Below are 22,841 nucleotides of genomic sequence, written 5' to 3'. Positions count from 1 at the left end.
GGACAGCCCCATGACCGGAACCCCCCAGACCGCGCCGACCCTCGGCGTCATCGGCGGCAGCGGCTTCTACCGTCTGCTCGAGGACGCCGAGGAGATCACCGTCGACACGCCCTACGGCGCCCCGTCCGACACCGTCGCGGTCGGATCCGTGGCCGGACGGCAGGTCGCGTTCCTGCCCCGGCACGGCCGCACCCACGCCCACCCGCCGCACCGCATCAACCACCGGGCCAACCTGTGGGCCCTGCGCACCCTCGGAGTGCGACAGGTGCTCGCCCCCTGCGCGGTCGGCTCGCTGCACCGCGAACACGGCCCAGGCGCCGTCGTCGTCCCGGACCAGCTGGTGGACCGCACCAGCGGGCGGATCCAGACCTACTTCGACCAGGGGGCGCTGCACGTGCCCTTCGCCGACCCCTACTGCCCCGACGGGCGGAGCACCGCCCTCAAGGGCGCGGCGGCCGTCGGCACCGACGCGTACGACGGCGGCACCATGGTCGTCGTCGAAGGCCCCCGGTTCTCCACCCGCGCCGAGTCCCGGTGGTTCGCGTCGGCCGGCTGGTCGCTGGTCAACATGACCGGACACCCGGAGGCCGTGCTGGCCCGGGAACTCGCCCTCTGCTACACCTCGATCGCCCTGGTCACCGACTACGACGCCGGCCTGGACGCCGGTGAGGGTGTGCAGCAGGACGAGGTCTTCGCGATGTTCGCGCGCAATTCCGACCGGATGCGCGAGATCGTCCTGGAGACGATACGGCGGCTGCCCGAGGAGCGGAGCTGCCCGTGCCCGCAGGCCCTCGCCGGCATGGACCTCCCCTTCGAGCTGCCCTGAGGCCGGGCCTGGGCCGTCCGAGGTGAGTTCAGTGGTCCGGACCACCGACAGTTGTCCACAGGCCTGGCCGAGGCGACCGGAAAGCGCGTACGGTTTCGGGGCATGAAGATCCACGCCGCCCCCGCGGCACGCCCCTGACCTGCGAATGGACCACGCTTCGTGAAAATCCTCATCAGCGCCGACATGGAGGGCGCCACCGGCGTCACCTGGCCGGCCGACGTGTTGCCGGGGACACCTCAGTGGGAACGCTGCCGGTCGATGTTCACCTCCGACGTGAACGCCGCCGTGCAGGGCTTCTTCGACGGCGGCGCCGACGAGGTGCTCGTCAACGAGGCGCACTGGAGCATGCGCAACCTGCTCCTGGAGCGGCTCGACGAGCGGACCGAGATGCTCACCGGCCGCCACAAGACCCTTTCCATGGTCGAGGGCGTCCAGCACGGCGACGTGGACGGCATCGCCTTCATCGGCTACCACGGCGGCGCCGGCATGGAGGGCGTCCTCGCCCACACCTACCTCGCCAACCAGATCACCGGCGTGTGGCTGAACGACGTACGGGCCAGCGAGGGCCTGCTCAACGCGCACGTCGTCGCCGAGTACGGGGTGCCCGTCGTGCTGGTCACCGGCGACGACGTGGCCTGCGAGGACGCCCTCGGCTACGCGCCCGAGGCGCGGAAGGTCGCCGTCAAGGACCATGTCTCGCGGTACGCGGCCGTCTGCCGCCCCCCGGCCAGGACCGCCGCCGACATCCGGGCCGCGGCCAAGGAGGCGACGAAGCTCGCGGTGCGGCACGAACCGGTGGACGGCGGCCCGTTCACGGTGGCCGTGGAGTTCGACGCCGAGCACCTGGCGGACGCCGCGACCGTCGTACCGGGCGTGGCCCGCGTCGGCGAGCGCAAGGTGGCCTACACCCACGACACCATGTTCGAGACGATCCGTACCTTCAAGGCGGTCACCACGATCGCCTCGGCCGCCGTGGAGGAGCAGTATGGCTGAGCACCCCGCGAGCGGGCCCGAGGGCACGGACGCGCAGGCACTGGACGAGGTCGTCCGGTTCACCTCCGACCTCATCCGCATCGACACCACCAACCGCGGAGGCGGCGACTGCCAGGAGCGCCCGGCCGCCGAGTACGCCGCAGAGAGGCTCGCCGAGGCCGGGCTCGAGCCCACCCTGCTGGAGCGCACCCCGGGCCGCACCAACGTCGTCGCCCGGATCGCGGGCACCGACCCGTCCGCCGACGCGCTGCTCGTCCACGGTCACCTGGACGTGGTGCCCGCCGAGGCCGCCGACTGGACCGTGCACCCCTTCTCCGGGGAGATCCGCGACGGCGTCGTCTGGGGGCGCGGCGCGGTCGACATGAAGAACATGGACGCGATGATCCTCGCCGTCGCCCGCCTCTGGGCCCGGCAGGGCGTCCGGCCCCGGCGGGACGTGGTCATCGCGTTCACCGCGGACGAGGAGGCCAGCGCCGAGGACGGCTCCGGCTTCCTCGCCGACCGGCACGCCGCCCTGTTCGAGGGCTGCACCGAGGGCGTCAGCGAGTCCGGGGCGTTCACCTTCCACGACGGCGGCGGCCGGCAGATCTACCCGATCGCCGCGGGCGAGCGCGGCACCGGCTGGCTGAAGCTCACCGCGCGCGGCCGGGCCGGACACGGCTCCAAGGTGAACCGGGAGAACGCGGTCACCCGGCTTGCGGCGGCGATCACCCGCATCGGCGAGCACGAGTGGCCGCTGCGGCTGACCCCGACCGTCTCCGCCGCCCTGACCGAACTCGCCGCCCTGTACGGCGTCGACGCCGACCTGAACGACGTCGACACCCTGCTGGCCAAGCTGGGACCGGCCGCCAAGCTGGTCGAGGCCACCGTCCGCAACAGCAGCAACCCGACCATGCTGGACGCCGGGTACAAGCTCAACGTCATCCCGGGCCAGGCCGTCGCCCACGTCGACGGGCGCTTCCTGTACGGCTGCGAGGACGAGTTCCGCGACACCCTGGACCGGCTCACCGGGCCGGACGTGGACTGGGAGTTCGCCCACCGCGAGGTCGCCCTCCAGGCGCCGGTGGACTCGCCGGCGTTCGCGAGGATGCGCGCCGCCGTCGAGGAGTTCGCCCCCGAGGGGCACGTCGTGCCGTACTGCATGTCCGGCGGCACGGACGCCAAGCAGTTCTCGCGGCTCGGCATCACCGGCTACGGGTTCGCGCCGCTGAAGCTGCCCGAGGGCTTCGACTACCAGGCCCTCTTCCACGGCGTCGACGAACGCGTCCCCGTCGAGGCGCTGCACTTCGGTGTCCGCGTCCTCGACCGGTTCCTGCGCACCGCATAGCGCGACACGACACGGCCCGGCGCACGCTCGGCAAGGCCCTGGGGAGAAGGAGATGAGGGAGTCGGTGCAGACTCTGGCGTACGGTTCGTGGCCCTCGCCGATCGACGCGGCGCTCGCCGCCGCGCACGACGGGCGGCCCGACGACGTGGGCTTCGTCGGCGACGAGGTGTGGTGGACCGCGCCCAGGCCCGCCGAGGGCGGCCGGCGCACCCTGGTTCGGCGGCACCCGGACGGCACCGAGGAACCGGTGCTGCCCCCGCCGTGGAACGTGCGCAGCCGCGTCATCGAGTACGGCGGCCGGCCCTGGAGCGCGTTCACCACCCCCACCGGTCCGCTGGTGGTCTTCGTGAACTTCGCCGACCAGCGGCTCTACGCCTACGAGCCGGGCGGCGCCGAGCCGCGCCCGCTGACCCCCGTCTCCCCGGTGGGCGGCGGGCTGCGCTGGGCCGAGCCGCAGGCACGTCCCGAACGGGGCGAGGTGTGGTGCGTGCTGGAGGAGTTCACCGGCGACGGACCGACCGATGTGCGCCGGGTCCTGGCGGCGGTCCCGCTGGACGGCTCGGCGGCCGACGACCGGTCGGCGGTGCGCGAGCTCACCGACGACCGGCACCGGTTCGTCACCGGGCCCCGCGTCTCGCCCGACGGGCGCCGCGCCGCCTGGCTCGCCTGGGACCATCCGCGCATGCCCTGGGACGGCACCGAGCTGCTCGTCGCCGGCATCGGCGCCGACGGCACCTTCCACGACGCCGAGGCCGTCGCCGGCGGCCCCGAGGAGTCCGTCGCCCAGGCCGACTGGGCCCCCGACGGCTCCCTGCTGTACGCCTCGGACCGCACCGGCTGGTGGAACCTGTACCGCGACGGACGCCCCCTGTGCACCCGCGAGGAGGAGTTCGGCGGGCCGCTGTGGAAGCTCGGGCAGCGCTGGTTCGCCCCGCTCGACAACGGCCTGATCGCCGTCGTGCACGGCCGTGGCGCCACCGCCCTCGGCATACTCGACCCGGAGACCGGCGAGGTCGTCGACGCGGCGGGCCCCTGGACCGAGTTCGCGGCCACCCTCGCCGCCCACGGCGAACGCGTGGTGTCCGTCGGTGCCGGCCCGCACAGCGCCTACGAGGTGGTGGAGCTGGACACCCGCACCGGCCGGGCCCGCGTCGTCGGCGCCCCGCACCACGACGCCGTGGACCCCGCCCACTACCCCGAACCGCAGGTCCGCACCTTCACCGGACCCGGTGGACGCGACATCCACGCCCAGGTCCACCCGCCGCACCACCCCGCCCACACCGGCCCCGAGGGCGAGCTGCCGCCGTACGTGATCTGGGCGCACGGCGGACCCACCAGCCGGTCGCCCCTGGTGCTCGACCTGGAGATCGCCTACTTCACCTCGCGGGGCATCGGCGTCGCGGAGGTCAACTACGGCGGCTCGACGGGACACGGCCGGGAGTACCGCAACCGGCTGCGCGAACAGTGGGGCGTCGTCGACGTCGAGGACTGCGCGGCCGTCGCCCTGGCCCTCGCCGACGAGGGCACCGCCGACCCCGCCCGGCTCGCCGTCCGCGGTGGCAGCGCGGGCGGCTGGACCTCCGCCGCGTCGCTCGCCGCCACCGACGTCTACGCCTGCGGCACCGTCATCTACCCGATCCTCGACCTGACCGGCTGGGGCACGGGGGAGACCCACGATTTCGAGTCGCAGTACCTGGAAAGCCTCATCGGCCCCCTCGCCGAGGTGCCGGACCGGTACGCCGAGCGGTCGCCCGCCGAGCACGCCGACCGCGTCACCGCGCCGTTCCTGCTGCTCCAGGGCCTGGACGACCCGATCTGCCCGCCCGTCCAGTGCGAGCGGTTCCTCGACCGCATGGCCGGTCGTGGCGTACCGCACGCCTACATCGCCTTCGAGGGCGAGGGCCACGGCTTCCGCCGGGCGGAGACCATGGTGCGCGCCCTGGAGGCCGAACTCTCCCTCTACGCCCAGGTCTTCGGCTTCGAAGCACCCGGCGTCCCGACCCTGGAGCTGACCGAGTGAAGCCCCTGCTGCGTCCCTCCCGGCTCGGGCCGGGCGCCCGCGTCGCCGTCGTCGCGCCCAGCGGACCGGTGCCCGAGGAGCGCCTCCAGGCCGGCCTCGACGTGCTGCGCGGCTGGAACCTCGACCCCGTCGTCGCCCCGCACGTCCTGGACCGGCATCCCGCCTTCGACTATCTCGCAGGCACCGACGCCGACCGCGCCGCCGACCTCCAGAACGCCTGGTGCGACCCGTCCGTGGACGCCGTCCTGTGCGCCCGCGGCGGGTACGGCGTCCAGCGCATGGCCGACCTGCTCGACTGGGAGGCGATGCGCGCGGCCGGGCCGAAGGTGTTCGTCGGCTTCAGCGACATCACCGCACTGCACGAGGCGTTCGCCCGGCGGCTGGGCCTGGTCACCCTGCACGGCCCGATGGCCGCGGGCGTCGACTTCCTCAAGAACGCGCGGGCCCAGGACCACCTGAAGGCCACCCTGTTCGCCCCGGAGACGGTCCGGGTCATCGCCTCCGGCAGCAGCACGCCCATGGTGCCCGGCCGCGCCCGGGGCGTCACCCTCGGCGGCTGCCTCGCCCTCCTCGCCGCCGAGCTGGGCACCCCGCACGCCCGCCCCCGCGCACGCGGCGGGCTGCTGTGCCTCGAGGACGTGGGGGAGGAGCCGTACCGTATCGACCGCTACCTCACCCAGCTGCTGCGCGCCGGCTGGCTCGACGGCGTCGCCGGGGTGCTGCTCGGGTCCTGGGAGCAGTGCGAGCCCGCCGAGCAGCTGCGCCCGCTGCTGGCCGACCGGCTGGCCGGCCTCGGCGTGCCGGTCGCCCAGGACTTCGGCTTCGGCCACTGCGCGGGCGCCCTCACCGTCCCCTTCGGGGTGAGCGCGGAACTCGACGCCGACGCGGGCACCTTGACGCTGGACGAACCGGCGCTGCGCTGACCGGGCACCCCGTACGGCCGCGTCGTAGAGTGGCGGGATGCCGCACACCGCGTCCCGCCACCTCGCCGAGGGCCCCCGCGTGGGCATACGCCCCTTCACCTACGAGGACGGCGCGGAATTCACCGCCAGGGTCCGCGAGAGCAAGGACCTGCACCACCCGTGGCTCTTCCCGCCGGACAGCGCCCAGGCGTACACCGCCTACGCGTCCCGGCTGATCGAGGACCCGACCAAGGCCGGGTTCCTGGTGTGCGAGAAGGACGGCGGGGCCATCGCCGGCTTCGTCAACATCAACAACATCGTCGGCGGCGGCTTCCTCAGCGGCGCCCTCGGCTACGGCGCCTTCGCACGCGCCGCGGGCCGCGGCCTGATGCGCGAGGGACTGGGCCTCGTCGTGCGGTACGCCTTCGGGCCGCTGCGGCTGCACCGCCTGGAGATCAACGTGCAGCCCGGCAACGCCGCCTCGATCGCGCTGGCCCGCGCCTGCGGTTTCCACCTGGAGGGCTTCTCCCCGAAGATGCTCTACATCGACGGGGCCTGGCGCGACCACCAGCGCTGGGCGATCACCGCCGAGAGCGTGACCTGCGGTTGATCTTCATGGTGTCCAGATCGGTCACCGTCGACTTCAGCTCACCGAAGCCGTAGCCGAGCCCGCGCAGCACCGTCTCCGCCCGGTCCTCGGCGATCGCACCCGCCATCTCCTCGCCGTCCGCCGCGTCCGACACCACGACGAACCGCATCGAGAAGTGCTTCAGCGGCGACGGCTCGTACGACAGCGACCCCTCCTCGGTGAACCGCATGCTCGCCATGCCGTGGTCACCGGCCTCGGCCAGCAGCCGGGCGCGTGCCTCCTCCGTCAGTCCCTCCCAGGTGCCCCGGACGATCACCCGGTAGGTGTGCTGCTCACTCATGTGCCACTCCTTCGTACGGAACGCCGACCGCACGACTCTAGGCGGCCGCCGGCACGGCACCCAGCGAATTGGACGTGAGCCACGTCGCGCGAACGTGACCGGGGAAGCCCCTGTTCACCGCGTCGGTCAGCGGCTTCCATGGGGAACCGTGACGACGATCCGACGTGAGGTACTGACGCTGCCCGCCGCGCCGCTGGGACCCGACAACCCGCTGCCGCCGCTGCGCCCGCTGGACGAGGCCCACCGCATCGACGACCGGGACCGGGCCGGTCTGCCGCGCGACATGGCCCGCCAGGTCGACCACGAGCCGCTGCGCAGCCTGCTCCCGGTACGGGTCAGGGACGGATACGGCCGCGACCGCGCGCCCCGCGCCCTGGAGGCGCTCGTGATCGAGAACGACCGGCTGCGGGCCACCGTCCTGCCGGGACTCGGCGGCCGGATCGCCTCGGCGGGACATGCTGGAGACGGCGCCCGCCACCCCGGACACCGAGTACCACCTCGGCCTCGCCCAGTGGCACGCCGGCGATCTGGCGCAGGCGGTGCGCAGCTGGGAGCGCGGCCTGGAGGGCGCCGTCGAACGCTGGCCGCTGCTGCGCTGCCTCGCGCTGGCCGACCGGGAGGGCGGCCACCCCGAACGGGCCGCCGACCGGTACGCCGACGCCTTCGACGACCTGTGCGCGCGGCGGGACGCCGGGGACTGCCGCGGGACCGACGCCGAGCCGTGGCGGGCGGCGACGGCCGCGCTCGGACGCGAGGCGATCGAGGCGCTGCTCGCGGCCGGACGCACCGGGGACGCCCGTGCCGTGTGGGAGCGGCTGCCCGAAGTCGTCCGCGCCCGCGGCCGGTTCCGGCTGACCGAGGCGCAGCTGCTCTTCGCCGAGGGCCGGCACGCCGAGGCACGGGCCGTCTACGACGAGGACTTCGAGGTCGCCGACCTGCGGGAGGGCGACGAGAGCATCAACCGGCTCTGGGCCCGGCTCACCGACGAGCCGCTGCCGGCCCGCTACGACTTCCGGATGCGGCCGGACGCAGGGTGAGCCGCCCCGGCAGGCCGGGGGTCACTGGGCCCGCCGGTCCACGTACTCGTAGACCACGCCGTCCGGATGACGGGCGATCAGGTTGCGGCCGGCGGGCGTGTGCACCGGGCCCGCGATGATGTCCGCGCCCAGCCCGGCCAGGGCCCGGTGGGCCTCCTCTACGTCCGTCACCGCGATCGTCGCCGCCACCTTGCGCAACACCTCGAGCTCGGACTCGGGTCCGCTCATCAGCAGGAAGCAGCCGACCGCGGCGACCTCGACGCCCCCGCGCTCGAACCGCAGCGCCGGGCCGCCGGCCAGACCCTCGTAGAAGGGGACCGCCTTGTCCAGGTCGTCGACACAGATACGCAGTGTGGCTCCCAGAATGTCCATGCGGAGCAGCCTAGTTGGCCGCCGCCGAGCACGCGGTCCCCATGGACCGCCCGCCCGCGGGTACCCGCAACGGCATGAACCGCATGGATCACTTGGAACACCTGGACAAGCATCTGGTCGACGAACTGGCGCAGGTGGCACGCGAGACCGTGCGCGACGAACTGCGCGAGCAGACGCGGAAGCAGCGCCGCAAGGCCGCGTTCTACGCCGCCTCGGGCGCCGCCGCGCTGTACGCGGGCGCGGCCCTCGCGCTCACCGTGGGCCTGGCCCTCGCCACCGTCCTGCCCGGCTGGGCCGCCGCGCTGATCACGGCCGCCCTCCTGGGCGTCGCAGCCCACCTGCTGCGCGGCGCGGCCCGGCCGCACACCTCCGGGCCGGGCGCGGGAGCGGGTTCCGGCCACCACCACACCGCGGGCGGTCACGCGCCGGCCGCGCCGCCGAACGGACTCGGCGTGCCGTATCCGCCCATGCCGCCGCAGGACCCGCCCGGCCGTGACGCCTGACGGCCCCCGGACCCACGTGGCGCAGCCCCCGGAAACGCGTCCGGGGGCTGCGCCACGTGCGCCGGCGGGGCGGCTCAGGTGCTCTGCTGGAGCTGCGGCAGCACCTTGGTGCGGTAGAAGTCGAAGAAGCCCCGCAGGTCGGGGCCGATCTGGTTGACGTAGACGCGGTCGAACCCGGCGTCGGCGAACTGCTTCAGCTCCGCGACGTGCTCGTCCACGTCGTCCCCGCACACCCGGTTCTCCCGCACCATGTCCTCGGTGACCAGCGTCTGCGCCTGCTCGAAGTGCTTGGGCGAGGGCAGTACCTGGCCCAGCTCGCCCGGCAGCAGTTCGTTGGCCCACAGCCGGTGCACGGTGCGCACGGCCTCGTCCCGGTCGGTGTCGTAGCAGACCTTCGTCCCCCCGCTGACCAGCTTCCCGCCGCCCCCGCCCTTGCGGTACTGCTCCACCATGGAGGCGTCCGGCATCATCGTGATGTAGCCGTCGCCCACCCGGGCCGCCAGCTTGGTCGCCGCCGGGCCGAAGCCGGAGATGTCGATCGGCACCGGCTCCTCGGGGACCGTGTAGAGGCGGGCGTTCTCCACGGTGTAGTGCGTGCCGTGGTGATTGACCTCCTCGCCGGTCAGCAGCCGGCGCATGACGAGGATGGCCTCCTCGAGCATCTCCAGCCGCACGTGCGCGGCCGGCCACGCGTCACCGAAGATGTGCTCGTTGAGCGCCTCACCGGTGCCGACGCCCAGCCGGAAGCGGCCCTGGGTCATCACCGCGCTGGTCGCCGCGGCCTGGGCCACCACCGCCGGGTGGATGCGCAGGGTCGGGCAGGTCACCGCCGTCTCCACGGGCAGGGACACCGCGTCGGACAGCGCGCCGATCACCGACCACACGAAGGGACTCTGTCCCTGCTCGTCGTTCCACGGGTGGTAGTGGTCCGAGATCCACAGCGCCTGGAAGCCGGCCTGCTCCGCCATCCGCGCCTGCTCGATCAGCTGCGCGGGACCGTACTGCTCGGACGAGAGGAAGTATCCGTACTCGGGCATGGGCTGCCTCCAGGACGCGGTGGCGGGTGGGTCCCGGGCCGGGTACCCGGGCACCGGTCCGGAAACCGGCGGGCGGGGCGCCCCGGCCGGACGTTTGGCGGCCCTGCTCAAGGGGACGCGGAAAGCTCGCACGAGGTACGCGACAGCCCGGAGGCGAACCGTGAGCCGACCCCGCATCGTGATCGTCGGTGCAGGCTTCGCCGGGTACCGGACGGCCCGCACCCTGTCCCGGCTCACCCGGCGCCAGGCCGACATCACCCTGCTCAACCCGACCGACTACTTCCTCTACCTGCCCCTCCTGCCCCAGGTCGCCGCCGGTGTCCTGGAGCCGCGCCGGGTCACCGTGTCCCTGTCGGGCACGCTGCCGCACGTGCGCCTGGTCCTCGGTGAGGCCCACGGCATCGACCTCGACGGGCACACCGTGCGCTACACCGGCCCTGAGGGCGAGGAGGGCACGCTGCCCTTCGACCGGCTGGTGCTCGCCGCGGGCAGCGTCAACAAGCTGCTGCCGATCCCCGGCGTCGCCGAGCACGCCCACGGCTTCCGCGGGCTGCCGGAGGCGCTCTACCTGCGCGACCACGTGACCCGGCAGGTGGAGCTGGCCGCCGCGGCCCGAGACCGCGCGGAGTGCGCCGCCCGCTGCACCTTCGTCGTGGTCGGCGCCGGATACACGGGCACCGAGGTCGCCGCGCACGGCCAGATGTACACCGACGCGCAGGTCCGCAAGCACCCGATGCGCACCGGCATGCGGCCGCGCTGGATGCTGCTGGACGTGGCGCCGCGGGTCCTGCCCGAGATGGACGAACGGCTCTCCCGCACCGCCGAGCGGGTGCTGCGGCAGCGGGGCGTCGACGTGCGGATGGGCACCTCCGTGCGGGAGGCCACGCACGACGGGGTCGTGCTGACCGACGGCACGACCGTCGACACCCGCACGCTGGTGTGGTGCGTGGGCGTACGGCCCGACCCGCTCGTGGAGTCCCTGGAGCTGCCCATGGAACGCGGGCGGCTGCTGGTCGACACCCACCTCCAGGTGCCGGGGCGCCCCGAACTGTTCGCGTGCGGCGACGTGGCGGCGGTGCCGGACCTCGACAGGCCCGGCGAGTACACGCCGATGACCGCGCAGCACGCCTGGCGGCACGGCAAGGTCTGCGCCGAGAACGTCGCCGCGTCCCTCGGCCTCGGCGGCGAGCGGCGGCCCTACCGCCATCGTGACCTGGGCTTCGTCGTGGACCTGGGCGGCGCAAAGGCCGCGGCCAACCCGTTCGGCGTCCCGCTGTCCGGCCCGGCGGCGGGCGCGGTGACCCGCGGCTACCACCTCGCGGCGATGCCGGGCAACCGGGTGCGGGTCGCGGCGGACTGGCTGCTGGACGCGGTGCTGCCCCGGCAGGCCGTGCAGCTGGGCCTCGTACGCTCCTGGGCGGTCCCGTTGGAATCGGCCTCCCCCGAACTGGCCCGCGTCCCGGCGGGCGTGGCACCCCGGCAGCAGGAGGACACGACGGCCGGCCCGGGACGCCGCGAGACGCAGGCCCGACCGGCCGCCCCCGACCCCGATCCCGCCAGGAACCGGCCCGGCGGCGAGCCGGCCAAGGACCAGCCCGGCGGCGAGCCGGCGAAGAGTCGTCCCGGCGGTGAGCCTGCGGGGAACCGGTCTGGCGGTGAGCCGGCGAAGGCCCGGCCCGGCGGTGAGCCGGCGAAGAACCAGCCCGGCGGTGAGCCGGCGAAGAACCAGGCCGGCGACGGCCCCGCCACGAGCCGTCCCGAGCCCGCGCGGCCCGAGCCCACGCGGCCCGAACCCGGTCCGCCGCCCAAGCCCGGCCCCAAGGGCGCCCGGGGCAAGCCCGGCGCGGGCGGAGGCCGGGCGAAGCCGGGACCGTCCGGCGTCCGGGCCGAGCCGGGCACGTCGGGCGCCCGCGCCAAGCCGGGACCTTCGGGTGCCCGGGCCAGGCCCCGTCCCGCCGCCGGTGCGTCCGTCCCGAGCCGTTCCGCCCGCGGCCCCGCCGACCCGGGACCCGAACCGCCCGCCGACCAGCCGCCGCCCGGCCCCGGCGTCGCCCCCGGCCCCGTCCGGCGTACCGACGGACCCTTCGAAGGAGACTCATGAACACCGGTGAACTGGTCGAACTCGCACAGCAGTTGCGCGTGGACAGCGTGCGTGCCTCCGCCGCCGCGGGCTCCGGGCACCCGACGTCCTCGATGTCCGCCGCGGACCTGATGGCCGTACTGCTCGCCAACCACCTCCGCTACGACTTCCAGCGCCCCGCCCACCCCGGCAACGACCGCTTCGTCCTCTCCAAGGGACACGCCTCGCCCCTGCTGTACTCCGCCTTCAAGGCGGCCGGCGCCATCGACGACGAGGAGCTGCTCACCTTCCGCAAGCTGGGCAGCCGCCTGGAGGGCCACCCCACGCCGCAGCGCCTGCCGTGGGTCGAGACGGCCACCGGCTCGCTCGGCCAGGGCCTGCCCGTCGGCGTCGGCATCGCCCTGTGCGGCAAGCGGCTGGACCACGCCGACTACCGGGTGTGGGTGCTGTGCGGCGACAGCGAGATGGCCGAGGGCTCGGTGTGGGAGGCCGCCGAGCACGCCGGGCACGAACGCCTCGACAACCTCGTCGTGATCGTGGACGTCAACCGGCTCGGCCAGCGCGGACCCACCCGGCACGGCCACGACCTCGACGCCTACGCCCGCCGCTTCCGGGCCTTCGACTGGCACACCGTCGAGATCGACGGCCACGACGTCGACGCCGTCGACCGCGCCTACGGCGAGGCCCTTTCCACCCGGGGCCAGCCCACCGCGATCATCGCCCGCACCCTCAAGGGCAAGGGCGTCAAGGCCGTCGAGGACCGCGAGGGCAAGCACGGCAAGCCGCTGCCGGACGCCGACGAGGCGATCGCCGAACTCGGCGGCCCGCGCGACCTCACCGTCCAGGTGCACGAGCCGCCGTCCGCGCGCGCCCTGCACCTCGCCGGCTCCGGACAGCTCGAACTGCCCCGGTACGAGACCGGCGACGAGCTGGCCACCCGCAACGCCTTCGGCGAGGCGCTGGCCGCGCTCGGCACCGCCCGCGGCGACGTCGTCGCCCTCGACGGCGAGGTCGGCGACTCCACCCGCGCCGAGTTCTTCGCCGAGCAGCACCCCGAGCGCTACTTCGAGTGCTACATCGCCGAGCAGCAGATGGTCGCCGCCGCGGTCGGCATGGCGGCGCGCGGCTGGGTGCCGTACGCCACGACGTTCGCGGCCTTCCTGACCCGCGCCTACGACTTCGTCCGCATGGCGGCGATCAGCGGCTCCGGACTCAATCTCGTCGGCTCCCACTCGGGCGTCGCCATCGGCCAGGACGGGCCCAGCCAGATGGGTCTCGAGGACCTCGCCATGATGCGGGCCGTGCACGGCTCCACCGTGCTCTGCCCGTGCGACGCCAACCAGACCGCCCGCCTCGTCGCCGAGATGGCCGGCCTGGAGGGCATCCGCTACCTGCGCACCTCCCGCGGCGAGACCAAGGTGATCTACGGGCCGGACGAGGAGTTCCCCGTGGGCGGCAGCAAGGTGCTGCGCTCCTCGGACCGGGACCGGCTGACCGTCGTCGCGGCGGGCGACACCGTGCACGAGGCGCTGGCCGCGGCCGACGCTCTCGCCGCCGAGGGCATCGCCGTCCGGGTCGTCGACCTGTACTCGGTCAAGCCCGTGGACCGCGACACGCTGCGGCGGGCCGCCGAGGAGACGGGCTGCCTGCTGTCCGTGGAGGATCACCGGGAGGAGGGCGGCATCGGCGACGCGATCCTCGACGCCTTCACCGACGGACGGCCCGTACCGCGCCTGGTGCGGCTCGCCGTGCGCACGATGCCCGGCTCGGCGTCGCCGGAGGAGCAGCTGCACGCCGCCGGCATCGACGCCGACTCCATCGCGGCGGCCGGCCGGCTGCTGGTGGGGGAGGCGGTCGTCGCGTGAGTCCCGACGCCGTACGGACCGTCCGGGCCGGCCGGCACACCGTGGAGGTGCACCGGCCCGACAAGGTGCTGTTCCCCGCCGGGAACGGACGGGACGGGAGCGGCGGCGCCGAGGAGTACACCAAGGCCGACCTCGTCGACCACTACCGGGCCGTCGCGCCGTTCATGCTGCCGCACCTGCGGGGCCGCCCGCTCATGCTGGAGCGGCACCCGGACGGCGTGGACGGCCCGCGGTTCATGCAGAAGAACACGCCGGACCACTATCCGGACTGGATCTCCCGCATCGAGGTGGCCAAGGAGGGCGGCACCGTCCGCCACACCGTCTGCGACGACACAGCCTCCCTCCTCTACCTCGCCGACCAGGCGGCCCTCACCCTGCACCGGTGGCTGTCACGGGCCGGGCGGGTGGACCGGCCGGACCTGCTGGTCTTCGACCTCGACCCGGCCGGAGACGACTTCCCCCGCGTCCGCGAGGCCGCCGTCCTGCTGGGCGGACTGCTCGACGAGATCAGCCTCCCCTCGGCCCTCATGACCACCGGCTCGCGCGGCCTGCACGTGCTCGTTCCCCTGAAGGGGCATCAGGACTTCGACGAGGTACGGGAGTTCGCCCGGGACGTCGCCGACACCCTGGCCGCGGCGCACCCGGACCGGCTCACCACCGCCGCCCGCAAGAAGGACCGCGGTGACCGGCTCTACCTCGACGTCCAGCGCAACGCCTACGCCCAGACGGCGGTGGCGCCCTACTCCGTGCGGGCCCTGCCCGGCGCACCCGTGGCGACCCCGCTGTCCTGGGACCAGCTGGACGACCCCTCACTGCACGCCCGGCGCTGGACCGTAGCGGACGCCGTCGACCAGGCACGCACCCGGCCCTGGGCGGGGCTCACGCGCCGCGCGCGGGCGCTGGGCCCCGCCCGGCGGCGGCTGGACGCCCTGCGCGGCTGATCTCCGGCCCGACCGGCCGCCGTCCGCTCCGGTTGCGCGGACGTGTGACACATGCATGGGCCCGTGGAGGTTTGGCGAACACGCTTGCGGCCACACGGAGGGGGAGGTGGCCATGTCGAACACGAACCATAAGTCCGCATCGCAGAGCCCACAACAGAGTTCACGTACATCACAGAGATCTCGAAAGACTCAGAACTCACCCGAACCGCAAGAACCACAAGAAGCACAAGAGTCACAGGAAGCGCAGCAGCCGTCCCCCTCGAAGACGAGCCGGCCCCGGCCGATGGAGATCCTGCGCGAGGCACGCGCCCAGCTCGCGGAGCTCACCGGGATGACCGCGGAGACCGTGTCGTCCTTCGAGCAGACGGAGGAGGGCTGGTCGCTGGAGGTCGAGGTCCTCGAACTCGAGCGGGTCCCCGACACGATGAGCCTGATGGGCAGCTACCAGGTGGAACTCGACCCCGAGGGGCAGCTCACCGGCTATCGGCGGGTCCGGCGCTACGAGCGCGGACGGGCCGACGCGCGAGGCGGAGGACGCTGAACCGCGCGGACGGACACACATTCACGGATCGGATGGAGGACATCCCACATGACTGTCGTACCGGCACAGCAGACCGGCGGCGGAGGAGGCAGCAGCGGCCTATACGACGTTCTCGAACTCGTACTGGACAGGGGGCTCGTCATCGACGCGTTCGTGCGCGTTTCCCTGGTCGGCATCGAGATCCTCAAGATCGACGTCCGCGTCGTCGTCGCCAGTGTCGACACCTATCTGCGCTTCGCCGAGGCGTGCAACCGGCTCGATCTCGAGGCCGGGCCGCGCAAGGACCCGGGCCTGCCCGACCTGGTCGGGGAGATGACCGAGTCCGGCGCCCGCGGCAAGTCCAAGGGGGCGCTGTCCGGCGCCGCCGAAACCATCTCGGACGCGTTCAAGCAGGCCCGTGACGACAGCGGCTCCGAGCGGGAGACCGCCTCGCGTCCGCGCAGCCGCAAGGCCGCGCCCTCGCGCCGTAAGGAGGAGCAGGAGTGAGCACGTACGTCTACGGCATCACCGCCGCATCCCACCCCTCGCTCCCGGAAGGGCTGACGGGGGTCGGCAACCCGCCGGGCGAGGTGAGGGTCCTCCGCGAGGGCGACCTGGCGGCGATCGTCAGCGACGCCCCCGAGGACCTGCGCCCCAAGCGCCGGGAACTGCTCGCCCACCAGAACGTGCTCAGCGAGGCGGGCGGGGAGGGCTGCGTGCTGCCCATGCGCTTCGGCAGCGTCGCACCGGACGACAGCGCGGTCACCGGCGTCCTCGCGGAGCGCGCCGAGCACTACCGGGAGCGCCTGCGGGCCCTGGACGACCGGGTCGAGTACAACATCAAGGCCAACCACGTCGAGGAAGCCGTCCTGCATCACGTGATGGCCGAGAATCCGGAGATCCGCGCCCTCGCGGAGTCCAACCGGAAGTCGGGCGGCGGGAGCTACGAGGACAAGATCCGGCTCGGCGAGATGGTCGCCTCCGCCGTCAAGGGCAAGGAGGCCGAGGACGGCACCGCGCTGGAGCGTGCCCTGGAACCGGCCGCCGACGCCGTCAGCGTGGGCCCCGAGTCCACCGGCTGGCTCGCCAACGTGTCGTTCCTGGTGAAGCGGGAGACGGCCGAGGAGTTCATGGCCGCCGTGGAGAGGGCCCGCGAGGAGATGCCGCACCTGGAGGTGCGGGTGAACGGGCCGCTGCCGCCGTACAGCTTCGTGGAGCCCGGCCCCGCGGAGCCCGCGGGCACCGCGGCCGGTGGTGCGGACGCCGGAGCGGGGTGACGACCGTGGGACTCTTCTCGGAGATCCTCCTGCTGCCGCTCGCCCCGGCGCGCGCCGGTGGCTGGGCCATCAGACAGGTGCTCGGCGAGGCCGAGCGCATCTACTACGACCCCTCCACGATCCGGGCCGAACTCGCCCGTCTGGAAGAGCGGTTGGACGCCGGGGAGATCACCGAGGAGGAGTTCGACCAGGAGGAGGACGCGCTCCTGGACCGGCTGGAGATCGCTACGCGCCACAGCGCGGGATTGGGCAACGGGACGGCACCATGAATCGAATGGGACTGGGCCTCGCCGTAGGGGCCGGCTATCTGCTCGGACGCACGAAGAAACTGAAGATGGCGGTCGCCGTGGGCACCATGGTGGCCGGCAAGAAGCTGAACCTGACGCCGAAGGGCATCGCGGAACTCGTCTCCACCCAGCTGCAGAACAACCCGCAGTTCAAGGAGATAGGGGACCAGCTGCGCACGGACCTGCAAGGGGTCGGCAAGGCCGCCTCGGGCGCTCTGGTCGAGCGGCATATCGACGCGCTCGCCGACCGCCTCCACGGGCGCACCGCGCAGGTGCGCGACCAGCTCTCCGGCGCGGCCCCGGCGGTGGACACGGACTCCGACGACTCCCGCGAATCCGAGGGCTCGGAGGACTCGGAGGCGGCAGAGGGCGCGGAGGACTCGCGGCACGAGGACGAGGAGCCGCGGGACGAGCGGGACGAGGAGCCGCGCCAGGAGCGGCGCCGCGAGCGCCCGGCGAAGAAGGCACCCGCCAAACGTCCGGCGAAGAAGGCCGCCGCGAAGGCGCCCGCGCGGAAGGCCGCCGCCAAGCGGGCCCAGCCCGCCAAGAAGGCGGCCGGCAAGAAGACGGCCGCCGCCCGCGGAACCGCATCCCGGCAGTCGAAGGGCGGTGGTGAGCGATGACCGACAGCATCGGATCCGCGGCCTCCACGGCAGGCAAGGCCGCCAGGAAGAACCCGCTCGCCGACGTGGCGCAGAGCGAGGCGGCCGACCGCCTGAAGGCGGAGGTGCAGGACTACCTCGCCGCCCAGGTCACCCGGCTGCTGACCGGCGTCGGGACCAAGCTCGGCGAGACCACCGGCAAGCTGAACGACATCGCCGAGGGCAACAGTCCCGGCTTCGCCAAGCTCGCCCTCGACGGCGGACGCAAGCTCGCCGAGGGCAAGAGCCCGATGCGGGCCGCGTTCGAGGTCGGCGCCGGCAAGGTGAAGGACAACGTGGTCGGCGCCTTCAAGAACCTCGGCGGCGGCAAGGGCAAGAAGAAGGGCGGCGGCGGCCAGAAGCCGACCGTCATCATCGAGTACGTCGACGTGGGCGTGCCGCTGCGCACCGCCTACGACCAGTGGACCCAGTACCAGGACTTCAGCACCTTCGCCAAGGGCGTCAAGAGCGCGAACCGCGCCGACGACACGACCTCCGACTGGCAGCTGAAGGTCTTCTGGTCCAACCGCAGCTGGAAGGCGACGACGACCGAGCAGGTGCCCGACGACCGGATCTCCTGGACGTCGGAGGGCGCCAAGGGCACCACCAAGGGCGTCGTCAGCTTCCACCGGCTCGCCGACAGCCTCACCCGTGTCGTCCTGGTCATCGAGTACTACCCCAGCGGGCTGTTCGAGAAGACCGGCAACATCTGGCGCGCCCAGGGCCGCCGCGCCCGGCTCGACCTCAAGAACTACGTCCGTCACATCACCTTCAAGGGCGAGGCCGAGGACGGCTGGCGCGGTGAGATCCGCGACGGCGAGGTCGTCCGCAGCCACGAGGACGCGGTCGCGGAGGAAGAGCGGGAGAGCGAGGAGGACCACGGGGGCGAGGAGGACCACGAGGGCGGGGAGCCCGACGAGGCGGAGGACGCCTACGAGGACGACGAGGACGCCCCGTACGCCGAGGACGAGGACGACTACGAGGACACGGACGAGGAAGAGGAAGAGGAGGAGGAACCGGAGGACGAGTACGACGAGGACGACGCCGCGGACGACGAGGCGGACGCCGAGGACGAGTACGCGTCCCGGGGTGAGTACGAGGACGAGGACGAGTACGCCGGCCGAGGGAGCCGTCGATGACCACTCCCAGCCGGCTGCCCGATCCCTACGGCCAGGGACAGAGCGCCAATCTCGCCGACATCCTGGAGCGGGTGCTCGACAAGGGCGTCGTCATCGCGGGCGACATCAAGATCAACCTGCTCGACATCGAGCTGCTCACGATCAAGCTGCGGCTCGTCGTCGCCTCCGTCGACAAGGCCAAGGAGATGGGCATCGACTGGTGGGAGAGCGACCCCGCGCTCTCCTCGCGCGCCCGGCGCGACGAACTGACCAGGGAGAACGCGGAACTGCGGGAACGCCTGAGAGAGCTGGAGTCCGGCCGCGTACCGAGGGAGGAACGATGACGGCACTGCGGTACGTCTACGCCGTCTGCCGGCCCTTCGACGTGCCCCTCCAGTCCCAGCTGACGGGGGTGGCGGGCGACCCGCCCAGGCTGCTGGTCCACCACGGGCTGGCCGCCGTGGTCAGCCACGTCCCCGAGGCCGACTTCTCGGAGGAGGCGCTGCGGGCCCGTCTGGAGAACCTGGAGTGGCTCGCCGGGACCGCCCGCGCCCACCAGCAGGTCGTCGACGCGCTCACCGTCGTCACCACGCCGCTGCCGCTGCGGCTGGCCACCGTCTTCCGGGACGACAGCGGCGTGCGCGTGATGATGGAGGAACGGGAGGACGACTTCCGGCACACCCTCGACCGGCTGGAGGGCCGGGTGGAGTGGGGCGTGAAGGTGTACGTCGAGACGGAGCCCGGGCAGCCGGAGCGCCCGGCGGAGCCCGAGGCCAAGCCTGCCACCGGCCGTGACTACCTGCGCCGGCGGCGCATGCGGGCGCGGGCGCACGAGGACCAGTGGTCCAGGGCCGAGGAGTTCGCGACGCGACTGCACGCGAACCTGTCCTCCCGGGCCGAGGACGCCCGGCTGCACGCGCCCCAGAACCCCACGCTCTCCGGCGCCGCCGGACGCAACGTCCTCAACGCCGCCTACCTGGTGCCGCGGGACGTCTCCGAGGAGTTCGTGGAGATGGTGGACCGCACCAAGGACGACACCCCCGGGATGCGCGTGGAACTCACCGGCCCGTGGGCCGCCTACTCCTTCGCCGGGGAGGAGTCGTGACCGTCGTCGAACGCCGTGAGATCGCCCTCGTGGACCTGCTCGACCGGCTGCTCGCCGGCGGGGTCGTCATCACCGGCGACATCACGCTGCGCATCGCGGACGTCGACCTGGTCCGCATCGACCTCAACGCGTTGATCAGCTCGGTCAACCGCAACGTGCCCTCACCGTTCGGGGACTGACGTGAGCGAAGAACCCGACCGCCGCAGGCACCTCGACCTGGACCCCGACACGGTCGAGCGCGACCTGGTCAAACTGGTGCTGACCGTCGTGGAGCTGCTCCGCCAGCTCATGGAGCGCCAGGCGCTGCGCCGCGTCGACGAGGGCGACCTGAGCGAGGAGCAGGAGGAGCGGATCGGGCTCACCCTGATGCTGCTCGACGACCGCATGACCGAGCTGCGCGACCGCTACGGACTGCGGCCCGAGGACCTGAATCTGGACCTCGGCCCGCTGGGACCGCTGCTGCCCCGGGAGTGAGCCCTCCCGGGGCGGCGGCCTCAGGCTCTCGTCACGACTCCTTGCGGCACAGGATCTCCCCATGCAGGACGCTGAACCACCCCTCCGGCCGCCGGCCCCACTCCCGCCAGGCATCCGACACGGCCCGCAGAACGTCCGCCGTCGCGTGGCCGCCCTGCACGGCCAGCTCGGCATAGCCCGAGGCCACGGTGCGGTCCGCCCACAGACCGCTCCACCACTCCCGCTCCTCGGGCGTCGAGAAGGTCCAGGTGGCCGAGGTCGCCGTGATGTCCGTGAACCCGGCCTCCATCGCCCAGGCCTTCAGCCGGCGTCCGGCGTCCGGCTCACCGCCGTTGGCGCGGGCCACCCGGCGGTACAGGTCCAGCCAGTCGTCCATGCCCGGGGAGGCGGGATACCACGTCATGGCGGCGTAGTCCGAGTCGCGCACGGCCACGAACCCGTTCGGCCTGGTCACCCGCCTCATCTCGCGCAGGGCCTGCACCGGGTCGCCCACGTGCTGGAGCACCTGGTGGGCGTGGACCACGCAGAACGTGTCGTCCGGGTAGTCCAGGGCGTGCACGTCCGCGACCGCGAAGTCCGCGTTGGACAGGCCCCGTTCGGCGGCGGTGGCGCGGGCCCGCGCCACGATCTCCGGCGCCCGGTCCACGCCGGTCACGTGCCCGTCGGGCACCCGTTCCGCCAGGTCCGCGGTGATGGTGCCGGGGCCGCAGCCGATGTCCAGGATCTTCATGTGCGGCTTCAGCGAGCCGAGCAGGTACCCGGCCGAGTTGGCGGCGGTGCGCCAGGTGTGCGAGCGCAGCACGGACTCGTGGTGTCCGTGCGTGTACACGGCGGTCTCTCGCTGTCCGGACATGGCGGATCCCCTCTTCGCGACGGCACGACGCACCGGTGCGCGGGGTACGGCGACCCCGCCCCGGCGGCAGGATCACCGTACGCCCGCGCACCGAATGGTGAGACCAGCGTTTCTCTATATGGACTGACGGGGCGTCAGCAGGTACCGCTCAGCGGCCGGTAGACGGTGAGCGCCTCGGGCAGCTTCTCCAGCGTCAGGTCGCCCTGCGTCTCGGTGATCTCGCCGTCGTACGCCAGCAGCGTGCCCGGCGCGACACCGGCCAGCCGGAGCCGGCTGACCTGCACCGCGGCATGCGCGGGGGAGCGGGTCAGCGGCCCGGCGAGGGCCGCGGAGAGCAGCCGCAGGGCCGGCCGGCGGCCACCGTGCACGACCCGGATGTCCAGCTGCCCGTCCGCCAGGTCCAGCCGGCGTCCGGGGGCCAGACCCATCCGGTGGTACGTGCCGTTGCCCGCGAACAGCATCCACAGCGGGCGCCTGCGCCCCCGCACCTCGGCCTCCAGCGGATGCCGGTCGGCGCGCAGCACCCGGACCGCCGCGAGCACCCCGGCCGGCCAGCCGCCGATCCGGGGCGACCAGTGCTCCCGCTCGCGCACCAGCTCCGGGTACACGCCGAGGCTGAAGGTGTTCAGGAAGATGCCGCGCTGCCCGCCGGAGGTGAACCGGCCGACGTCCACGCGCACGCCCTCACCGCCCTCCAGCGCCCGGGACAGATCCTTGGCGTCCTCCACCCCGAGGTCGTAGGCGAAGTGGTTGAGCGTGCCGCCCGGCAGCACCGCCAGCGGCACGCCGTGGCGCAGTGCGATCTCGGCCGCGGCGTTCACGGTGCCGTCACCGCCGCAGACGCCGAGCACCCGGGCGCGGACCGCCGCCTTCTCCAGTTCGGCGGTGACGTCCCCCGGCTCGCACTCGACGACCTCGGCCGCGGGCAGGGCGTCGCACAGCGCGCGCACCCGGTCCGCGGTGCCCGAGGCGATGTTGGCCACCATCACCAGGCCCTCGCCCTCAGGCAGCGCCGGGACCTCGGCGCGCGGCCTGGCCGGCGGTATGAGCTGGGCGCGCGTGGGCACCATGCCCCGTACGGCGAACGCGGCGCCCGCCCCCAGCGCCGCACCGGCGAGCACGTCGCTCGGGAAGTGCACCCCCGTGTAGACCCGGGAGAGGGCCACCGCGGCCGCCACCGGCGCCACCGCGGCGCCCCACGCCGGCGACTCCAGCGCGACACCGGTCGCGAACGCGGCGGCCGACGCGGCGTGCCCCGACGGGAAGGACGTGGTGATCGGCTGCCGCTTCAGCTGCCGGACCAGCGGCACCGGGTCGAGGACGGGCCGGGGGCGGCGGACCGAGCGCTTGCCGAGGGTGTTGATCGTCAAGGAGGCCAGACCCAGCGAGGCGAGGCCCCGGACGGCGGCGCGCCGGGACCGCGGGGTGCGGGCCGCGGCCAGTGCGGCGGCCGCCGCGAACCACAGCACGCCGTGGTTGGCGCCGCGGCTGAGCCGGGGCAGCAGGGGGTCGGCGCCGGGCCAGTGCCGGGCGGCGACCCCCTCGAACACGCGCTGGTCCAGCCGCAGCAGTCCGTCGCGGACCGGATGCGGGCCGGGCGTCGGGGCGGTGAGGTCTACATCGGGGCTCATCCCTCCCGCCTACCCGGCGAAGAGGGTTTCCTGCGGGTGGCGTGTCCCACGCGGCGCGGGACAAAGCATTTGCCCCGATGACGTCCGGCGCCGCAGAATCCGG

At 73.5% G+C, this 22,841-nt stretch carries 25 protein-coding genes and 1 pseudogene; 21 read left to right on the top strand and 5 right to left on the bottom strand.

Going from position 1 to position 22,841, the window contains the following annotated elements:
- Positions 1 to 10: 10 nt before the first annotated feature.
- The 6 genes from AB0E77_RS09390 (at position 11) to AB0E77_RS09365 (ending at position 6,678) form a co-directional block, all read left to right on the top strand.
- On the top strand, positions 11 to 826 hold the full coding sequence (locus tag AB0E77_RS09390; protein WP_361567877.1) for an S-methyl-5'-thioadenosine phosphorylase: 816 nt from the start codon (positions 11 to 13) through the stop codon (positions 824 to 826).
- Positions 827 to 985: 159 nt separating this feature from the next.
- A complete protein-coding gene (locus tag AB0E77_RS09385) occupies positions 986 to 1,819 on the top strand; it encodes a M55 family metallopeptidase (RefSeq protein ID WP_361567874.1) in 834 nt (277 codons plus the stop codon).
- Positions 1,812 to 3,146, top strand: a complete 1,335-nt coding sequence (locus AB0E77_RS09380) for a M20/M25/M40 family metallo-hydrolase (protein ID WP_361567872.1) — start codon at positions 1,812 to 1,814, stop codon at positions 3,144 to 3,146. Before AB0E77_RS09385 ends, AB0E77_RS09380 begins: the two co-directional genes overlap by 8 nt.
- A gap of 52 nt (positions 3,147 to 3,198) precedes the next feature.
- Positions 3,199 to 5,166 carry a prolyl oligopeptidase family serine peptidase gene (locus tag AB0E77_RS09375; RefSeq protein WP_361567869.1) on the top strand — a complete coding sequence of 656 codons (1,968 nt, stop codon included), beginning with the start codon at positions 3,199 to 3,201 and terminating at the stop codon, positions 5,164 to 5,166.
- Complete coding sequence (locus AB0E77_RS09370) at positions 5,163 to 6,089, top strand: LD-carboxypeptidase (protein ID WP_361567867.1); 927 nt, start codon at positions 5,163 to 5,165, stop codon at positions 6,087 to 6,089. Before AB0E77_RS09375 ends, AB0E77_RS09370 begins: the two co-directional genes overlap by 4 nt.
- Positions 6,090 to 6,126: 37 nt before the next feature.
- Complete coding sequence (locus AB0E77_RS09365; protein WP_361567865.1) at positions 6,127 to 6,678, top strand: GNAT family protein; 552 nt, start codon at positions 6,127 to 6,129, stop codon at positions 6,676 to 6,678.
- Here AB0E77_RS09365 and AB0E77_RS09360 read toward each other — a convergent pair.
- Positions 6,650 to 6,997 (bottom strand): DUF6204 family protein, encoded by a 348-nt coding sequence (locus AB0E77_RS09360; protein WP_361567863.1) that lies wholly within the window; start codon positions 6,995 to 6,997, stop codon positions 6,650 to 6,652. The genes AB0E77_RS09365 and AB0E77_RS09360 overlap by 29 nt on opposite strands.
- Positions 6,998 to 7,145: 148 nt before the next feature.
- On the opposite strand from AB0E77_RS09360, the pseudogene AB0E77_RS09355 reads away from it, so the two are divergent.
- Positions 7,146 to 8,034: pseudogene (locus tag AB0E77_RS09355) on the top strand (hypothetical protein).
- A gap of 21 nt (positions 8,035 to 8,055) precedes the next feature.
- Here AB0E77_RS09355 and AB0E77_RS09350 read toward each other — a convergent pair.
- The gene (locus AB0E77_RS09350; RefSeq protein ID WP_361567861.1) at positions 8,056 to 8,406 is read right to left on the bottom strand and encodes a VOC family protein; all 351 of its coding nucleotides are present in this window, start codon (positions 8,404 to 8,406) and stop codon (positions 8,056 to 8,058) included.
- Positions 8,407 to 8,480: 74 nt separating this feature from the next.
- Here AB0E77_RS09350 and AB0E77_RS09345 point away from each other — a divergent pair, with 74 nt between their 5' ends.
- Positions 8,481 to 8,909, top strand: a complete 429-nt coding sequence (locus tag AB0E77_RS09345; RefSeq protein WP_361567858.1) for a phage holin family protein — start codon at positions 8,481 to 8,483, stop codon at positions 8,907 to 8,909.
- 74 nt (positions 8,910 to 8,983) lie between these two features.
- Here the strand turns inward: AB0E77_RS09345 and AB0E77_RS09340 are convergent, their stop codons facing one another.
- The gene (locus tag AB0E77_RS09340) at positions 8,984 to 9,946 is read right to left on the bottom strand and encodes an LLM class F420-dependent oxidoreductase (protein ID WP_361567856.1); all 963 of its coding nucleotides are present in this window, start codon (positions 9,944 to 9,946) and stop codon (positions 8,984 to 8,986) included.
- Positions 9,947 to 10,106: 160 nt separating this feature from the next.
- Between AB0E77_RS09340 and AB0E77_RS09335 the strand changes: the two genes are divergently transcribed.
- From AB0E77_RS09335 to AB0E77_RS09275, 13 genes are all read left to right on the top strand, one after another.
- A complete protein-coding gene (locus AB0E77_RS09335; protein WP_361567854.1) occupies positions 10,107 to 12,047 on the top strand; it encodes an FAD-dependent oxidoreductase in 1,941 nt (646 codons plus the stop codon).
- On the top strand, positions 12,044 to 13,891 hold the full coding sequence (locus tag AB0E77_RS09330; protein WP_361567851.1) for a transketolase: 1,848 nt from the start codon (positions 12,044 to 12,046) through the stop codon (positions 13,889 to 13,891). Before AB0E77_RS09335 ends, AB0E77_RS09330 begins: the two co-directional genes overlap by 4 nt.
- Positions 13,888 to 14,832 (top strand): non-homologous end-joining DNA ligase, encoded by a 945-nt coding sequence (gene ligD, locus AB0E77_RS09325; RefSeq protein ID WP_361567849.1) that lies wholly within the window; start codon positions 13,888 to 13,890, stop codon positions 14,830 to 14,832. Before AB0E77_RS09330 ends, ligD begins: the two co-directional genes overlap by 4 nt.
- 112 nt (positions 14,833 to 14,944) lie before the next feature.
- The gene (locus tag AB0E77_RS09320; RefSeq protein ID WP_361567845.1) at positions 14,945 to 15,373 is read left to right on the top strand and encodes a gas vesicle protein; all 429 of its coding nucleotides are present in this window, start codon (positions 14,945 to 14,947) and stop codon (positions 15,371 to 15,373) included.
- A gap of 48 nt (positions 15,374 to 15,421) precedes the next feature.
- Positions 15,422 to 15,859, top strand: a complete 438-nt coding sequence (locus AB0E77_RS09315) for a gas vesicle structural protein GvpA (protein ID WP_361567843.1) — start codon at positions 15,422 to 15,424, stop codon at positions 15,857 to 15,859.
- Positions 15,856 to 16,629 (top strand): GvpL/GvpF family gas vesicle protein, encoded by a 774-nt coding sequence (locus AB0E77_RS09310; protein ID WP_361567841.1) that lies wholly within the window; start codon positions 15,856 to 15,858, stop codon positions 16,627 to 16,629. The genes AB0E77_RS09315 and AB0E77_RS09310 overlap by 4 nt, the downstream gene beginning before the upstream one ends.
- 5 nt (positions 16,630 to 16,634) lie before the next feature.
- Complete coding sequence (locus AB0E77_RS09305) at positions 16,635 to 16,898, top strand: gas vesicle protein GvpG (protein ID WP_361567838.1); 264 nt, start codon at positions 16,635 to 16,637, stop codon at positions 16,896 to 16,898.
- Positions 16,895 to 17,539 carry a DNA primase gene (locus AB0E77_RS09300; RefSeq protein ID WP_361567835.1) on the top strand — a complete coding sequence of 215 codons (645 nt, stop codon included), beginning with the start codon at positions 16,895 to 16,897 and terminating at the stop codon, positions 17,537 to 17,539. Before AB0E77_RS09305 ends, AB0E77_RS09300 begins: the two co-directional genes overlap by 4 nt.
- Positions 17,536 to 18,696 carry an SRPBCC family protein gene (locus AB0E77_RS09295; protein ID WP_361567832.1) on the top strand — a complete coding sequence of 387 codons (1,161 nt, stop codon included), beginning with the start codon at positions 17,536 to 17,538 and terminating at the stop codon, positions 18,694 to 18,696. The genes AB0E77_RS09300 and AB0E77_RS09295 overlap by 4 nt, the downstream gene beginning before the upstream one ends.
- On the top strand, positions 18,693 to 19,019 hold the full coding sequence (locus AB0E77_RS09290; protein WP_361567830.1) for a gas vesicle protein: 327 nt from the start codon (positions 18,693 to 18,695) through the stop codon (positions 19,017 to 19,019). The genes AB0E77_RS09295 and AB0E77_RS09290 overlap by 4 nt, the downstream gene beginning before the upstream one ends.
- Positions 19,016 to 19,780: a GvpL/GvpF family gas vesicle protein gene (locus AB0E77_RS09285; protein WP_361567828.1), complete on the top strand. Its 765-nt coding sequence runs from the start codon at positions 19,016 to 19,018 to the stop codon at positions 19,778 to 19,780. Before AB0E77_RS09290 ends, AB0E77_RS09285 begins: the two co-directional genes overlap by 4 nt.
- The gene (locus tag AB0E77_RS09280; protein WP_077799359.1) at positions 19,777 to 19,959 is read left to right on the top strand and encodes a gas vesicle protein; all 183 of its coding nucleotides are present in this window, start codon (positions 19,777 to 19,779) and stop codon (positions 19,957 to 19,959) included. Before AB0E77_RS09285 ends, AB0E77_RS09280 begins: the two co-directional genes overlap by 4 nt.
- A 1-nt stretch (position 19,960) precedes the next feature.
- Positions 19,961 to 20,254 carry a gas vesicle protein K gene (locus AB0E77_RS09275; protein ID WP_361567825.1) on the top strand — a complete coding sequence of 98 codons (294 nt, stop codon included), beginning with the start codon at positions 19,961 to 19,963 and terminating at the stop codon, positions 20,252 to 20,254.
- Between the two features lie 31 nt (positions 20,255 to 20,285).
- Here the strand turns inward: AB0E77_RS09275 and AB0E77_RS09270 are convergent, their stop codons facing one another.
- Positions 20,286 to 21,107, bottom strand: coding sequence for a methyltransferase domain-containing protein (locus AB0E77_RS09270; protein ID WP_361567822.1), 822 nt, complete (start codon positions 21,105 to 21,107; stop codon positions 20,286 to 20,288).
- A gap of 134 nt (positions 21,108 to 21,241) precedes the next feature.
- On the bottom strand, positions 21,242 to 22,738 hold the full coding sequence (locus AB0E77_RS09265) for a phosphatase PAP2 family protein (protein WP_361567819.1): 1,497 nt from the start codon (positions 22,736 to 22,738) through the stop codon (positions 21,242 to 21,244).
- Positions 22,739 to 22,841: the final 103 nt, after the last annotated feature.

The organism is Streptomyces sp. NPDC032940, assembly GCF_040636935.1.
Taxonomy (GTDB): domain Bacteria; phylum Actinomycetota; class Actinomycetes; order Streptomycetales; family Streptomycetaceae; genus Streptomyces.
Note: the sequence above shows the minus strand (reverse complement) of the source record. Positions and strands in the feature narration are given on the sequence as shown.